General features: G+C 72.1%; 11 protein-coding genes. 7 read left to right on the plus strand and 4 right to left on the minus strand.

The genetic code is table 11. From position 1 onward, the window contains the following. Nucleotides 1-274 precede the first annotated feature (274 nt). The 4 genes from ACTMTU_RS16875 to ACTMTU_RS16890 form a co-directional block, all read right to left on the minus strand. Nucleotides 275-2,818, minus strand: a complete 2,544-nt coding sequence (locus ACTMTU_RS16875; protein ID WP_441264293.1) for a transglutaminase family protein — start codon at nucleotides 2,816-2,818, stop codon at nucleotides 275-277. Further along, the gene (locus ACTMTU_RS16880) at nucleotides 2,815-4,173 is read right to left on the minus strand and encodes a DUF58 domain-containing protein (protein ID WP_441264294.1); all 1,359 of its coding nucleotides are present in this window, start codon (nucleotides 4,171-4,173) and stop codon (nucleotides 2,815-2,817) included. The genes ACTMTU_RS16875 and ACTMTU_RS16880 overlap by 4 nt, the downstream gene beginning before the upstream one ends. Beyond that, nucleotides 4,173-5,219 (minus strand): AAA family ATPase, encoded by a 1,047-nt coding sequence (locus ACTMTU_RS16885; protein WP_441264295.1) that lies wholly within the window; start codon nucleotides 5,217-5,219, stop codon nucleotides 4,173-4,175. The genes ACTMTU_RS16880 and ACTMTU_RS16885 overlap by 1 nt, the downstream gene beginning before the upstream one ends. Before the next feature lie 200 nt (nucleotides 5,220-5,419). Next, nucleotides 5,420-5,965: a beta-class carbonic anhydrase gene (locus ACTMTU_RS16890; RefSeq protein ID WP_441264296.1), complete on the minus strand. Its 546-nt coding sequence runs from the start codon at nucleotides 5,963-5,965 to the stop codon at nucleotides 5,420-5,422. Between the two features lie 272 nt (nucleotides 5,966-6,237). Between ACTMTU_RS16890 and rsmH the strand changes: the two genes are divergently transcribed. Genes rsmH through murD form a run of 7 tightly spaced genes read left to right on the plus strand, consistent with a single transcriptional unit; the run spans nucleotide 6,238 to nucleotide 15,440 of the window. Further along, nucleotides 6,238-7,194 carry a 16S rRNA (cytosine(1402)-N(4))-methyltransferase RsmH gene (gene rsmH, locus ACTMTU_RS16895; RefSeq protein WP_441264297.1) on the plus strand — a complete coding sequence of 319 codons (957 nt, stop codon included), beginning with the start codon at nucleotides 6,238-6,240 and terminating at the stop codon, nucleotides 7,192-7,194. 55 nt (nucleotides 7,195-7,249) lie between these two features. Continuing rightward, nucleotides 7,250-7,867: an FtsB family cell division protein gene (locus ACTMTU_RS16900; protein ID WP_441264298.1), complete on the plus strand. Its 618-nt coding sequence runs from the start codon at nucleotides 7,250-7,252 to the stop codon at nucleotides 7,865-7,867. A gap of 4 nt (nucleotides 7,868-7,871) precedes the next feature. Further along, nucleotides 7,872-9,851, plus strand: a complete 1,980-nt coding sequence (locus ACTMTU_RS16905) for a peptidoglycan D,D-transpeptidase FtsI family protein (RefSeq protein WP_441264299.1) — start codon at nucleotides 7,872-7,874, stop codon at nucleotides 9,849-9,851. Between the two features lie 13 nt (nucleotides 9,852-9,864). Further along, nucleotides 9,865-11,547, plus strand: coding sequence for a UDP-N-acetylmuramoyl-L-alanyl-D-glutamate--2,6-diaminopimelate ligase (locus ACTMTU_RS16910; protein ID WP_441264300.1), 1,683 nt, complete (start codon nucleotides 9,865-9,867; stop codon nucleotides 11,545-11,547). Nucleotides 11,548-11,551: 4 nt separating this feature from the next. Continuing rightward, a complete protein-coding gene (locus ACTMTU_RS16915) occupies nucleotides 11,552-12,964 on the plus strand; it encodes a UDP-N-acetylmuramoyl-tripeptide--D-alanyl-D-alanine ligase (protein WP_441264301.1) in 1,413 nt (470 codons plus the stop codon). Next, entirely contained in the window at nucleotides 12,961-14,031 is a 1,071-nt protein-coding gene (gene mraY, locus ACTMTU_RS16920) for a phospho-N-acetylmuramoyl-pentapeptide-transferase (protein ID WP_159692889.1), read from the plus strand. The genes ACTMTU_RS16915 and mraY overlap by 4 nt, the downstream gene beginning before the upstream one ends. Beyond that, nucleotides 14,013-15,440, plus strand: coding sequence for a UDP-N-acetylmuramoyl-L-alanine--D-glutamate ligase (gene murD / locus ACTMTU_RS16925; protein WP_441264302.1), 1,428 nt, complete (start codon nucleotides 14,013-14,015; stop codon nucleotides 15,438-15,440). The genes mraY and murD overlap by 19 nt, the downstream gene beginning before the upstream one ends. The last annotated feature ends 315 nt before the right edge of the window (nucleotides 15,441-15,755 follow it).

Raw genomic sequence — 15,755 nt, forward strand, 5'->3', positions numbered from 1 at the left:
CATGTTCCCCGCTCGTGGGCCGGGAACTTGATTCTGGATCCGAGTGAAGGCTCGCGCTCGACGCGGCGTGTGCGCGGTCGGATCAGCGCGCCCGATCGCCGATTCGCGTCGTGGCCGAGCGTCGCCGGTGCCCGGCCGCCTCCGCGTCTGCTTCGAGGTCGGCGGCCGGTGCCTATTGCCGTACGCGCGCCGTTGGAAGTTCGCCCGGCGCACCACCGCCCCGGCCTGGCCCGTGTGAACGGGCCCGGCCGGGGCGGGACGGGCAGGCGGGGAGTCAGCCGCGCTGGCGGGTCGGGCGGCGGCGGAGGAACGCCGTCCACCGGTCGAGCCGCAGCCGCCGCACGTTCCACCGGTCCGTGAAGGCCGACCAGCGTTCAGACAGGGCCCAGACGACCCGGACTGAGGAGCGGGGCAGCAGCAGCGCCCGCATCCGGGTCCGGAAGCCCACCGCGCGGATCAGACCGGCCTGGATCTGCCGCGCGTCGTCCGCGAGGCCCGTGCCGGCCCTCGGGACCGGCGCGTACAGGACCTGCTCCACGGAGCGGGCCACCCGGTGGACGGCCGCCGCCGGCTCGTCCTCCAGCTTGCCCAGCCTGACGATGCGCGCCGCCGCCTTGCGAGGGGTCAGCGACTCGTCGGGGAGGATGCCGACGTCCCACGCGGAGTCGGTGACCTCCTGCCAGGCGGCCAGCGTCCGGCCAGGATCGTCCACGGCCGTCCGGCCGGCGACCGCGCCGCCGTCCGCGTCCAGGGACGCGGCGGAGGCTCCCGGTGAGCCCGGAGCCGGACTCCCACCCGGCGAACGCGCCTCGCCCTCGGCCGGCCGGCGCACCGGCACACCCAGCCGCCGGGACCTGGTCACGAGCCGCCACAGCAACGGCACGGCCAGCAGCAACAGACCGCCCACGACCCCGCTGGTCACCAGCAGCACCGTGCCCAGCGACGAGTCGTCGGCCGTCGGCGGCTGGACGTCACGAGGGTCGGCCGCGCCGCACTCGCCGAGCTGCCGCTCCTGGCGGGGGCACGCGTCGTCCTCGGGCCGGTTCGACTGCTCGGGGGCCGCGGAGCTGCCCTCCTCCGGCCGAGCCGGGTCGGAGGCGCCGCCCGAAGGCGTCTGCTCCTGCGTGTACTCGGGCCGGAAGCCGCGGCTCGGCGTCGGCTCGAAGCGGGTCCACCCCACACCCTCGAAATACAGCTCGGGCCAGGCGTGGGCGTCGCGCAGGCCGACCGACACCGTGCCGTCCGACTGCGTGGTGCCGGGCTGGAAACCCACCGCGACGCGGGCGGGGATGCCGAGGGTGCGGGCCATCGCCGCCATCGAGAAGGAGAAGTGGACGCAGAAGCCCTCCTTCTGCTTCAGGAAGCGGCTGATCGCGGTGACGCCCGTACCCGACCGGACGTCGGTGTTGTACGTGAAGCCGCCGGTGTCCGCGAACCACTCCTCGAGCTTCTCCGCGCGCTCGTAGTCGTTCGCCGCGCCCCTGGTCACCGTGGCCGCGGTCCGCCGGACGTCGCCGGGCAGCGCATCGGGGACACGGGTGTACTCCTGAAGGAGCGCCGCGGGGGGAGCGGGAGCGTCCGCCAGTTGCTCCTGGGTCGGCTTCACGATCAGGCTGTTGACCGAGTACTGGGTGCCCGCCGTCGTCTGCCCCCGGTCGCCGACGAGCGTCCGGCCCGCGGGCTCGTAGCGCCAGCGGCCGTCGATGGCGACCGCCGTCGCCGGATAGGGCATCGGCAGCCAGTCCTGCTTGTACGACCCGGCCGCCGACAGGTTCGTCCTGACCTCGGTGACCTGGACGGAGGGGCTCAGCCCGACCGGCTCCGGCAGCCGCTCCGGCACACCCGTGACCTTGCGCTGCGACGAGCGCCACGACGTGCCGTCGAACCGGTCCAGGGACAGGATCCGCAGATACATGTCCTGGTTGTCCGGCGCGTTGCTGCGGTAGCGCAACACCTCGCGGTTCTGGGGCTGGTTCAGGTTGTCCTGGAGGGAGACCAGCGGATTGACGGCCGAGATCGTTCCTCCGCCGCCACCCGGGCCGCCACCGGGGCCGTTACCCACGCCACCGATCAGTCCGCCGTCCAGGGCGGGCAGTGCCGCCGGCACGACGAGGGCGACACCGAGCGCGAGGACGCCGATCCTGCGGCCCGCCCTGACCGGTGCCTGCGGGCGGCCCTCCGTCGGGTCGAAGCCACCGGTGGAGCGGTTGCGGGTGCCCGCGCCGCCGCCGAAGACGCGGCCCCACTGGGACAACCGGTCACGGCCCTCGGCGAGCAGCAGCAGCAGATAGCCGGACGCGGCCAGCAGGAACCACAGCCAGCTCGCCTCGCCGCCGGAGAGTCCGGCGGCCACGGAGTAGAGCGCCAGCAGCGGCAGACCGGCGGGGGCGGCGCTGCGGAACGTCACCGCGAGCGCGTCCACCGCGAGGCCGATCACCAGCACGCCGCCGATCACCATCAGCCTGATGCCGTCGGTGGCGGGGGCGGGAATCGCGTACTTGCCGACGTCGTCCGCACCGGCGCGCAGCAGCTCCCCGAAGTGGACGAACGCGTCCGGTCCCGGCAGCACCCCGAGGAACGCCTGGCCCCGGGCGAAGACCACGGTGAGCAGCAGCAGCGTGACCAGAGTCTGCACCGCCACGGTCAGCGGGCGGGGCAGCGGGACCCGGCGGGCGAGCGCGCCCACTCCGGTCTGAATCGCCACCAGGAACCCGGCCTGGAACAGCCAGTTGGGCGGATCGACCAGCGGCAGCAGGGCTCCCGCCGCCATCAGCGTGGCGGCGAAGGCACACACCGCGAGCCGTGCGCGACCGCTCATGACCAACCTCCCGGCGAACCGTACGTGCCTGCGCCGGACGCCTCGACGCGTTCCCGTGCCGCCTGCTGCCAGAGATCCGTGAGCCGTGCGCCGGGTGCCACCGGGAGGGCCGTCCAGCCCGACTCACGCAGCTGCCGGACCCGCTTCTCGAGCGGTCCCGGTGCGGCGCCGCCGCTCACCCATGTGCCGCTGTCGAGCACGAACGCGACCGCCGAGCCGCTGCGCTGACGCATCCGGGCCGCCAGCGCGGCCTGTTCGTCGTCCAGATCGCCGAGGAAGGCGATCAGCAGACCCTCGCTCCCGCCGCGCAGCACGTCGAACGAACGGGACAGGCCCGCACCGTCGGAGTGGTCCACGACGGCGAGCGTGTCCATCATCAGACCCGCGGAGTCGGCGGACTCCTGGGAGGAGCCGGCGAACCCGTCCGCGCCCTCGCCGGGCACCGAGGTTCCGGTGTCGGTCAACAGCCGCACGGCGAAGCCGCGTTCCAGCAGGTGCATCAGCGCGGAGGCGGCGCCGGACACCGCCCACTCGAACGCCGAGTCGGGGCCCGCACCCTGATAGGCCACGCGCCGGGTGTCCAGCAGCACGGTGCACCGGGGCCGCTGGGGCTGCTCCTCGCGCCGGACCATCAACTCGCCGTAGCGGGCGGTGGAGCGCCAGTGGACCCGGCGCAGGTCGTCCCCGTAGCGGTAGGCACGGGGAATGATGTCGTCGTCGCCGGCGAGGGCGAGTGAGCGCTGGCGGCCGTCGCCGTAGCCGGAGGCCTCGCCGGCCAGACGCACCGCGGGCAGCGACTCGGTGCGCGGAATGACCGTGAGGGTGTCGAAGGCGCTGAACGAACGAGTGAGCTCGCACATGCCGAACGGATCCGTCAGCCGTAGCTGGAGCGGCCCCAATGGGTAACGGCCCCGCAGGTCCGAGCGGACCCGGTACGAGACCTCGCGGCGGCCGCCCGCCTCGACCCGGTCCAGCACGAATCGGGGCCGTGGCCCCAGCACGTACGGCACGTGGTCCTGGAGCATCAGCAGGCCCGTCGGCATCCGCGAGACGTTGTCCATCCGCAGATGGACGCGCGCCTCGGAACCGGCGGGCACCCTGGCGGGCGACAGTCTGCGGCTCGCGGCCACCCGGTAGCGGGTGCGGTAGAGGACGGCCACACAGATCAGCGGCAGCCCGGCGAGCAGCAGCCCGACGCGCAGCAGGTCGCTCTGGCCGAGCACATACGCGCAGACGGCCGCCGCCACGCCGGCCGCGAGGAAGGAGCGGCCGCGCGTGGTGAGCCCTCCGAGCGCCGCACGCACCCCGCCGGCGCCCTTCGCCGCCGGGTCCGTCGAGGCGGCTCCGACCGACATCACAGCCGCCGGGCGCCGGACTGATGGCCGTAGAGCGGCGGCTGGGCCGTCCGGCCGGCCGTGTACGAACCGTCAGCGGTGCCGCTCGTCGGGACTGCCGTGCGCTGGACGATGTCCAGGACGACCTGCTCGGCGGTGCGGCGGTTCAGCTGGGCCTGCGCGGTGGGCAGCAGTCGGTGGGCGAGCACCTGCACGGCCAGTGCCTGCACGTCGTCCGGCAGGGCGTATTCGCGGCCGCTGAGCGCGGCGGACGCCTTCGCGGCGCGCAGCAGGTGCAGCGTGGCACGCGGGGAGGCGCCCAGGCGCAGATCGGGGTGGCTGCGGGTCGCCGACACGAGCTCCACCGCGTAACGCCGCACGGACTCGGCGACGTGCACCGCGCGCACGGCCTCGATCAGCTTCACGATGTCGTGGGCGTGCGCCACCGGCTGCAGATCGTCGAGCGGTGAAACGCCGCCGTGGACGTCGAGCATCTGGAGCTCGGCGGCCGCGCTGGGGTAGCCGATGGAGACGCGCGCCATGAAGCGGTCGCGCTGCGCCTCCGGCAGCGGGTAGGTGCCCTCCATCTCCACCGGGTTCTGGGTGGCCACCACCATGAAGGGGTTGGGCAGTTCGTAGCTGTGCCCGTCGATGGTGACCTGGCGCTCCTCCATCGACTCCAGCAGCGCCGACTGCGTCTTGGGCGACGCGCGGTTGATCTCGTCGCCGATCACGATCTGGGCGAAGATCGCGCCCGGCTTGAACTCGAACTCGCGCCGCTGCTGATCGAAGATCGACACACCGGTGATGTCCGACGGCAGCAGGTCCGGCGTGAACTGGATGCGCCGCACGGAGCAGTCGATGGATCTCGCCAGCGCCTTGGCCAGCATCGTCTTGCCCACGCCGGGAACGTCCTCGATGAGGAGATGCCCCTCCGCGAGCAACACGGTCAGCGAAAGCCGTACGACCTCCGGCTTGCCCTCGATCACGCTCTCGACCGACCTGCGGACATGATCCGCTGTGGTGGTCAGATCCGTGAGGCTCGCTCGATCGTCATAGGTCGTCACCCGGCCCTCCTCGGCCCGTTCAAAGGGCCGGCGCACTTCAGACGGCACGGCCCAACCCCGAAACATGGACGCCGCCTCCGGAAGGTCCGGAAGGGGGTCACACCCGCATTCTTGTTGGCGTTGCCGCGTTGTGTCACTCGCCTGTGGATAAGTGGGCGGGATATGTCGGGGTTGAGGTGCTATATCGCGTGCTCAGCTGCTCACTCAGCGGGGTCGATCTCGCGGAGCAGGCCCGTGGTGACGTCGAAGACGAAGCCGCGTACATCGTCGGCGTGCAGCAGGAACGGCGAGGTGCGCACCCGCTGCATCGACTGCCGGACGTCCTGGTCGACATCGCGGAACGCCTCGACCGCCCACGCCGGCCGCTGCCCGACCTCCTCCTCCAGCTCGATGCGGAAGTCCTCCGTGATCGTCTCCAGACCGCAGCCGGTGTGGTGCACGAGGATCACGCTGCGGGTGCCGAGCGCGCGCTGGCTGATGGTGAGGGAGCGGATCACGTCGTCGGTGACCACTCCGCCGGCGTTGCGGATCGTGTGGCAGTCACCGAGCTCCAGTCCGAGCGCCGCGTGCAGGTCGAGACGGGCGTCCATGCAGGCGACCACGGCCACCTTGAGCACCGGGCGGGCGTCCATCCCCGGATCCCGGAACTCCGCGGCGTAGCGCTGGTTCGCTTCGACGAGTCGATCAGTGACGGTGCCACCGGTGCGTGCGGGAGCGGCGGCGGGCTGGTACGCAGAAGTCGACATGCTTCGAAGGTAGCGGTCACCGGCCGCACAGGCTCGGTGTGAGAGCGGACAAAAGAACGTCAACGACCCGTGCTGTGAGGTAACCCACAAGCCTGACACGGCGGGCCGCGCGACGCGCTGGCCGGTTGATTGACCGGCCGGAGCAGTGGACTAAAGTGACGCGAAGTTCACGGAGGCCGCCCACACACCCGACGGCCCCCCGCACATTCCCCGCGTGCGCGGCGTACGCACGGCCCGGCCATGACCCGCCCGCGCCGGATCTGAGAGGGCGCATGAGCCAGACCCGACACGTCCCGGTGATGCTCCAGCGGTGCCTGGACATGCTGGCCCCCGCCCTCCAGGCGCCCGGCGGAGTCGTCGTCGACTGCACCCTCGGCCTCGGCGGCCACAGCGAGGCCCTGCTCGAGCAGTTCCCGCGGACCCGCCTCGTCGCACTCGACCGGGACACGGAGGCCCTCCGCCTTTCCGGCGAGCGGCTGGCCAAGTTCGGTGAGCGGGCGACCCTGGTGCACGCCGTCTACGACGAGCTTCCCGACGTGCTCGCCCGCCTCGGGATTCCCCGCGTCCAGGGTGTGCTGTTCGACCTCGGCGTCTCCTCCATGCAGCTCGACGAGGCCGACCGCGGCTTCGCCTACGCCCAGGACGCCCCGCTCGACATGCGGATGGACCAGACGACGGGCATGAGCGCCGCCGAGGTCCTCAACACCTATCCCCCCGGCGAACTGGTGCGGATCCTGCGCGCCTACGGCGAGGAGAAGCAGGCCAAGCGGATCGTGTCCGCCATCGTGCGGGAGCGGGAGAAGGAACCGTTCACCAACAGCGCCCGGCTCGTCGAGCTCATCCGCGACGCGCTGCCGCAGGCCGCCAAGCGCACCGGCGGCAACCCGGCCAAGCGCACCTTCCAGGCTCTGCGCATCGAGGTGAACGGAGAACTGGCGGTGCTCGAGCGGGCCATTCCCGCCGCGGTGTCCGCGCTCGCCGTCGGTGGGCGGATCGCCGTGCTGTCGTACCACTCCCTCGAGGACCGGCTGGTCAAGCAGGTGTTCGCGGCCGGCGCCGCGAACACCGCCCCGCCCGGCCTGCCCGTGGTGCCGGAGCAGTACCAGCCGCGGCTGAAGCTGCTGACCCGCGGGGCGGAGCTGCCCACCGACGAAGAGGTCGCCGAGAACCGCCGAGCGGCCCCGGCCCGTCTGAGGGGGGCGGAGCGCATCCGGGAGGACGTGGCGTGAGCACAGCGCGCGGGCGACTGCGCACGGCCGGCGGAGAAGAGAACCGGAGGACACCTTGAGCACAGCGGCCAAGCAGCTGAAGGGAAGGGCCGTACGGCTCACGCGGCTGATGCCGTCGGGGCCGAGCACCGCGGCCCGTACCCCCTTCGTCCTGCTGGTCGTGCTCCTGCTGTCCGGTGGGCTGATCACACTCCTGCTGCTGAACTCCTCGCTCAGCCAGGGCTCCTTCGAGCTGAGCGAACTGAAGAAGAAGACCACCGAACTCACCGACGAGCAGCAGGCGCTCCAGCGGGACGTGGACCGTCACTCGGCCCCCGACGCCCTCGAGCGGCGCGCCCGCGAGCTCGGCATGGTCCCCGGCGGTGGCCCCGCCTTCCTCGGCCCGGACGGCAAGGTGCTCGGCGTACCGCGCAAGGCCACCGCGGAGCCCCTGCCGCCCCCGCCACCGGCGCAGCCCTCCACCGAGCCCTCCGGCACGGCGGCCGGCGAGCCAGCCCCAGCGCCGTCGCCGTCCGTGCCCCCGGCCGCCGCGCCGACCGCCTCCGGACAGGCGCCGTCGGCCTCCACCGGGACGCAGAGGCTCTCCGGACCACCCGCCGCTCCCGAGGCTCCCGGCTCCGCCCCCTCCGTCCGTACGTCCCCGCAGGCGAACCCGACGATCCCCGGCAGGTGACGCAGTGCCCTCCAAGGAACCACCGCGGCGCCGGGTGCCAGGCCCCGCCCGGCGGCCCTCCGCGCAGGCCCCCCAGCGCTCCGGACAGCGGCCCGGTCAGCGGCCCGCCGCCCGCAGGCCGCAGCCCGGCCGGCGCCCGGCGCCCCGGCGCGTACGGCTCGGCAATCCGCGTCCCCGGCTGAGACTGGTCAGCCTCGGCCTGACGCTGGTGATGCTCGCTTTCGTGGTGCGGCTGCTCCAGGTGCAGGCCGTCGACGCGAGCGCCTACGCGGCCAAGGCCGAGAAGAACCGCTACCTCAGCCGCAAACTCGCGGCCGAGCGGGGCGAGATCACCGACCGGGCCGGAGTCGCGCTCGCCACCAGCGTGGACGCCTACGACATCACGGCCGACCCGAAGATGTTCACGCCCGAGGACAGCAAGGCCCCCGACGCGCCGGAACAGGCGGCCCAGCTGCTCGCGCCCATCCTCGGCAAGGAACCGGCCGAGCTCGCCGCGAAGCTCAAGAAGCCCGGCTCCCGGTACGCCGTGCTGGCCCGCCGCCAGACGCCGCAGGTGTGGAACCAGATCAAGGACCTCAAGAGCGTCTACGCGCAGAAGGCGTCCGCCGACAAGAGCAAGGGCGGCCCCGGGGCCAACGTGCTGGCCGGCGTCTTCCAGGAGCCCAGCAGCAAACGCGTCTACCCCAACGGCGATCTCGCCGCCGGGATACTGGGATTCGTCAACGCCTCGAACCGGGGCGGCGGCGGCATCGAGTCCATGCTCGACGAGACGCTCGCGGGCAAGGACGGCACCGTCACCTACACCCAGTCAGGCGGCCGCCGTGTCCCCACCGCCACCTCGCGCGAGGTCCCCGCGGTCCCCGGGTCCGATGTGGAACTGACCATCGACCGCGACATCCAGTGGGCCGCCCAGAAGGCCATCGAGGACCAGGTCGGCAAGTCGAAGGCCGACCGCGGCTACGTGATCGTGCAGAACACCCGCACCGGCGAGATCCTCGCCATGGCCAACGCCCCCGGGTACGACCCCAACGACCTCGGCCAGGCCACCTCCACCTCCCTCGGCAACGCCGCCCTTCAGGACGCGTTCGAACCGGGCTCCACCGCCAAGGTGGTGTCCATGGCCGCCGTGCTCGAGGAGAAGAAGGCCACCCCCGCGACGCACGTCGTCGTCCCCAACCGGCTCCACCGCGGCGACCGGCTCTTCAAGGACGACATCGACCACCCCACCTGGTACCTGACGCTCAACGGCGTCCTCGCCAAGTCCAGCAACATCGGCACGATCCTCGCCACCGGGCAGCTCGGCACGTCGCAGCCGGAGGCCAACAAGGTGCTCCACTCCTACCTGCGCAAGTTCGGCCTCGGCAGCCCCACCGGACTCGGTTACCCGGGCGAGACCCCGGGCATCCTCGCCCCGCCGAAGGACTGGTCCACCTCGCAGCAGTACACGATCCCCTTCGGACAGGGGCTGTCCGTCAACGCCGTGCAGGCGGCCTCCGTGTACTCCACCGTCGCCAACGGCGGCGTGCGCATCGAACCCACCCTCGTGCGCGGCACCAGGGGCCCCGACGGCCGCTTCACCCCCGCGGAGGAGCCGGAGAGGACCAGGGTCGTCAGCGAGAAGACCGCCGACACCCTCGCGACCATGCTCGAGTCCGTCGTCGACGACGAGGAGGGCACCGGAACCAAGGCCCGCATCCCCGGCTACCGTGTCGCCGGCAAGACCGGAACGGCGAACCGGGTCGACCCCGAACTCGGCGTCTACAAGGGCTACACCGCCTCGTTCGCCGGCTTCGCACCGGCCGACGACCCCCAGATCACCGTCTACTGCGCCATCCAGAACCCCACCAAGGGGAGCTACTTCGGCGGCCAGATCTGCGGTCCCATCTACCAAAAGGTCATGGAGTTCGCGCTGAAGACCCTGCAGGTCGCCCCGACCGGCAAGGGCCCTGCCCGGCTGCCCGTGACCTTCGAGCCCGGCGAGTGACCGGAGGTACCCAGTGACGACGATCACCCCCGATCCCGGGAACCGGCCAGGGGAGCGCCCCTCATTTTCGCCCGGGCCCGGTGCGCCCGGTACGCTCACCGCCGTGCCACAAGCTGATCAGTACCGAACCGCCCCGCAGGACGCCCCCGCGAAACAGACGGGAGCGCCCCGTCCGGAACGGCCCCGCCCGACGAAGCTCGCGGAGCTCGCGGCACGGCTGGGGGTGCAGTCGCCGGGTGCCGCGGAGATCACCGGCATCACCCATGACTCCCGGGCGGTACGCCCGGGCGACGTCTACGCCGCCCTGCCCGGCGCCCGCTTCCACGGGGCCGACTTCGCCGCCCAGGCCGCCGACCTCGGAGCGGCCGCGATCCTCACCGACGAGAGCGGCGCCGAACGCGCCGCCGCGACCGGCCTCCCGGTCCTCGTCACGGAGAATCCGCGCGGCCGGATGGGCGAACTCGCCACCGAGATCTACGGGCACCCCGGCGACGACCTGCTCCAGATCGGCATCACCGGCACCTCGGGCAAGACCACGACCGCCTACCTCGTCGAGGGCGGCCTCAAGGCGGCCGGGCGCTCCACTGGCCTCATCGGCACGGTCGAGATGCGGATCGGCGACGAGCGCATCAAGTCGGAGCGCACCACCCCTGAGGCCACCGACCTTCAGGCGCTGTTCGCGGTCATGCGTGAGCGCGGCGCCGACGCGGTCGCCATGGAGGTCTCCAGCCACGCCCTGGTGCTCGGCAGGGTCGACGGCTGTGTCTTCGACATCGCCGTCTTCAACAACCTCAGCCCCGAGCACATGGAATTCCACTCCGACATGGAGGACTACTTCCAGGCGAAGGCGCAGCTGTTCACGCCGCTGCGCAGCCGGAAAGCGGTCGTCAACTTCGACGACGAGTACGGCCGCAGGCTCGTCGACGAGGCCACCGTGCCCGTCACCACCTTCTCCGCGGAGGGCCACCCGGACGCCGACTGGCGGGCCGAGGACGCCGAAGTCACCGCAGTCGGCTCCACCTTCACCGCGGTGGGCCCGGCGGGCGAGCGGGTACGCGCCCAGGCGCCGCTGCCCGGCCCCTTCAACGTCGCCAACGCACTGGCGGCCATCGTCACGCTCGCCGTCGCCGGGCTGGACCCGCAGACCGCGGCCGACGGCATCGCCGCGGTGCCCGGTGTGCCCGGCCGGCTCGAGCGCGTCGACGCGGGCCAGCCGTACCTCGCGGTCGTGGACTACGCCCACAAGACCGATGCCGTGGAGTCCGTGCTGCGCTCCCTGCGCAAGGTCACCAAGGGCAAGGTGCACATCGTGCTCGGCTGCGGCGGCGACCGTGACAGGACCAAGCGCGGCCCCATGGGCGCGGCCGCCGCGCGGCTGGCCGACACCGCGGTGCTGACCTCCGACAACCCGCGCGGCGAGGACCCCCTCGCGATCCTCGCCACGATGCTGGCGGGTGCCGCGGAGGTGCCGGTCCACGAGCGCGGCGACGTGATGGTCTACGAGGACCGTGCGGAGGCGATCGCCGCCGCGGTCGCCCGTGCCGAGGCCGGCGACACCGTGCTCGTCGCGGGCAAGGGCCACGAGCAGGGCCAGGACATCGCCGGTGTGGTCCGCGCGTTCGACGACCGCCAGGTACTGCGCGCCGCCATCGAACGCGCCGTCGGCAGCACCGCCGCCAAGAAGAATCAGGGATGACCCAGTGATCGCCCTCTCCCTCGCCGAGATCGCCGAAATCGTCGGCGGGCAGTCGCACGACATACCGGATCCGGCCACACCGGTCACCGGCCCCGTCGTCATCGACTCCCGGGCGGTCGAGCCCGGCAGCCTCTTCGCCGCCTTCCAGGGCGAGAAGGTCGACGGGCACGACTACGCGGAGCAGGCGGTGGCGGCCGGCGCGGCAGCCGTGCTGGCCACCCGCCCCCTCGGGGTGCCCGCGATCGTCGTCGACGACGTGCAGAGCGCCTTGGGGCGCCTGGCCCGTCGCGTCGTCGAGCGCCTCGGTACCAAGGTCGTCGCGCTGACCGGCTCGGCCGGAAAGACCAGCACCAAGGACCTGATCGCGCAGGTGCTCCAGCGCAAGGCACCCACCGTCTGGACACCCGGATCCCTCAACAACGAGATCGGACTGCCCCTCACCGCGCTGCGCGCCACCGAGGAGACCGAGCACCTGGTGCTCGAAATGGGAGCGCGCGGAATCGGCCACATCCGCTACCTCACCGAGCTGACCCCGCCCCGGATCGGTCTCGTGCTGAACGTCGGCACCGCCCACATCGGCGAGTTCGGCGGCCGCGAGCAGATCGCGCAGGCCAAGGGGGAGATGGTCGAGTCGCTTCCCCCGGGAGAAGAAGGCGGAGTCGCCGTCCTCAACGCCGACGACCCGCTGGTCCGCGCCATGGCCTCCCGCACAAAAGCCCGCGTGCTGCTGTTCGGTGAGGCCGACGACGCCGCCGTACGCGCCGAGAATGTCCGTCTCACCGAACTCGGACAACCCACTTTCACGCTCCACACACCCACCGGGTGCAGCGATGTGACCATGCGGCTGTACGGTGAGCACCACGTGTCGAACGCGCTCGCCGCGGCCGCCGTCGCCCATGAGCTGGACATGTCCGCCAGTGAGATCGCCCTCGCGCTCTCGGAGGCGGGCACCCTCTCCCGCTGGCGTATGGAGGTCACCGAGCGTCCGGACGGCGTGACGGTCGTCAACGACGCCTACAACGCGAACCCCGAGTCCATGCGCGCCGCGCTGCGAGCGCTGGCCGCCATGGGCAAGGGACGTCGTACGTGGGCGGTGCTCGGGCAGATGGCCGAGCTCGGTGACGAAGCACTCGTCGAGCACGACGCTGTCGGGCGGCTTGCCGTCCGGCTCAACGTCGGCAAGCTCGTCGCGGTCGGGGGCAGGGAAGCGTCCTGGTTGCAGCTGGGCGCATACAACGAGGGTTCGTGGGGTGAGGAGTCGGTGCACGTGTCCGACGCGCAGGCGGCGGTCGACCTGTTGCGCAGAGAGCTGCGCCCGGGAGACGTCGTGCTGGTGAAGGCTTCCAGGTCGGTCGGTCTGGAGCGGATCGCACAAGCGCTGCTCGAGGGTCCCGAGGGTGAGGGTGCCGTCCGATGAGGCAGATCCTCTTCGCGGGAGCGATCGGTCTCTTCCTGACCCTGATCGGTACCCCGCTGCTGATCAAGCTCCTGGCCCGCAAGGGTTACGGGCAGTTCATCCGCGACGACGGCCCGCGCGGCCACGCCGGGAAGAAGGGCACGCCCACCATGGGCGGCATCTCCTTCATCCTGGCGACGCTCATCGCGTACGCGCTCGCCAAGGTGATCACCGGTGAGGACCCGACCTTCTCGGGTGTCCTGGTGCTCTTCCTGATGGCCGGCATGGGCCTGGTCGGCTTCCTCGACGACTACATCAAGATCGTCAAGCAGCGTTCGCTGGGTCTGCGGGCCAAGGCGAAGATGGCCGGACAGCTGATCGTCGGCATCGCCTTCGCCGTGCTGTCACTGCAGTTCGCCGACCAGCGCGGCAACACCCCGGCCTCGACCAAGCTGTCGTTCATCACCGACTTCGGCTGGTCCATCGGCCCGGTGCTGTTCGTCGTCTGGGCGCTGTTCATGATCCTCGCGATGTCGAACGGCGTGAACCTGACCGACGGCCTCGACGGCCTCGCCACCGGCGCCTCGGTGATGGTCTTCGGCGCGTACACGTTCATCGGGCTGTGGCAGTTCCAGGAGTCCTGCGCCAACGCGGTGACCCTCACCAACCCCAACGCCTGTTTCGAAGTGCGAGATCCGCTCGACCTCGCGGTCGTCGCCTCCGCGCTGATGGGTTCCTGCTTCGGCTTCCTGTGGTGGAACACCTCTCCCGCCAAGATCTTCATGGGCGACACCGGCTCGCTCGCACTCGGCGGCGCACTCGCGGGCCTGGCGATCTGCTCCCGTACCGAATTCCTGCTCGCCCTCCTCGGCGGCCTGTTCGTCCTCATCACGATGTCCGTGGTGATCCAGGTCGGTTCGTTCAAGATGACGGGCAAGCGGGTCTTCAGGATGGCGCCGCTCCAGCACCACTTCGAACTGAAGGGGTGGTCCGAAGTCCTTGTGGTGGTCCGGTTCTGGATCATCCAGGGCATGTGCGTCATCGTGGGCCTCGGTCTCTTCTACGCGGGATGGGCAGCCGACAAGTGAGCGACTGGCAGGGCATGAACGTCACCGTCGCCGGCCTCGGCGTGAGCGGCGTCAGCGCCGCACGCGCCCTGGCCGGGCTCGGCGCGCGGGTCACCGTCGTGGACGGCGGATCCGGCGAGACGCACGAGGCGCGTGCGGCCGAACTGGCCGAAGCGGGCGTCGTCGTACGGCTCGGTGACGCCCGGACCCTGCCGGAGGGCACCGACCTGGTGGTCACCTCGCCCGGCTGGAAGCCGTCCAGCCCGTTGTTCGCCGCCGCGGCGGCCGCCGGTGTCGACGTCGTCGGCGACGTGGAGATCGCGTGGCGGCTGCGCGGCCCTGACGCTGCGCCGTGGCTGGCGATCACCGGCACCAACGGCAAGACGACCACGACCCGGATGCTCGCCTCGATCCTGACGGCCGCCGGCCTGCGGACGGCCGCGATCGGCAACATCGGCACACCGATCATCGACGTCGTCCTCGGCGAAGAGCGCTACGACGTGCTCGCCGTCGAGCTGTCCAGCTACCAGCTCCACTGGGCCCCCTCGCTGCGCGCGCACTCCGCCGCGGTGCTCAACCTCGCGCCCGACCACCTCGACTGGCACGGCTCCATGGAGGCGTACGCCGCCGACAAGGGCCGCATCTACGAGGGCAACACGGTCGCCTGCGTCTACAACGCCGCCGACCCCGCCACGGAGGAACTCGTGCGCGCCGCGGACGTCGAAGAGGGCTGCCGGGCCATCGGCTTCACCCTCGGGACGCCGGGACCGTCCCAACTGGGCGTCGTGGAAGGCATCCTGGTGGACCGCGCGTTCGTCGCCGACCGCCACAAGCAGGCGCAGGAGCTGGCCGAGGTCGCCGACGTGAACCCGCCGGCGCCGCACAACATCGCCAACGCCCTCGCGGCGGCGGCGCTGGCCCGCGCGTTCGGCGTCGAGCCGGCGGCCGTACGGGACGGGCTGCGCGCCTTCCGGCCCGACGCGCACCGCATCGAGCACGTCGCCGAAGTGGCGGGCGTCGCCTACGTCGACGACTCCAAGGCGACCAACACCCATGCGGCGGAGGCCTCTTTGGCCGCCTACGAACCGATCGTGTGGATCGCCGGGGGACTTGCCAAGGGCGCCACCTTCGACGAGCTGGTCACCGCGTCGGCGAAGCGGCTGCGGGGCGTCGTCCTGATCGGCGCCGACCGCGCGCTGATCCGCGAAGCCCTGGCGCGACACGCGCCCGAGGTCCCGGTCGTCGACCTCGAGCGGACCGACACTGGGGCGATGTCCGCGGCGGTACGGGAGGCGGCCTCGCTCGCCCGGCCCGGAGACACGGTCCTGTTGGCACCGGCCTGCGCCTCGATGGACATGTTCACCAACTACAACGAGCGGGGCGAGGCCTTCGCGGAAGCGGTCCGGGCCCTCGCCGACGAGCACGCCTGACAGCCGCGAGGTCCGGCTGCCGCCGGGCACGACTGGAGGGGACAGCGACCATGCCGGCCACCGAGGGGCCCTTGGGCCCGGGAAACGCCCTCTCCGTCCCCGCCGCCGGGACCACCCCGCCACGACGGCCGGCCCGCAGCACGCGGGAAGAGCCCGCCACAGCGGCCCCGCACGCCACCGACGCCGCGGCGCGGACGACCTCGGACGATTCTCCCCTGCCGCCGGACCGTGCGTCTGCGGCCCCGGACGCGGCCCGCGCCGGGTGGCCGGCTCCGGTGCCCCCGGCAGGTGCGCCTGCCGTCCCGTCGGCCCCCG

The sequence above is a fragment of the Streptomyces sp. OZ13 genome (assembly GCF_052068155.1).
Lineage (GTDB): Bacteria > Actinomycetota > Actinomycetes > Streptomycetales > Streptomycetaceae > Streptomyces.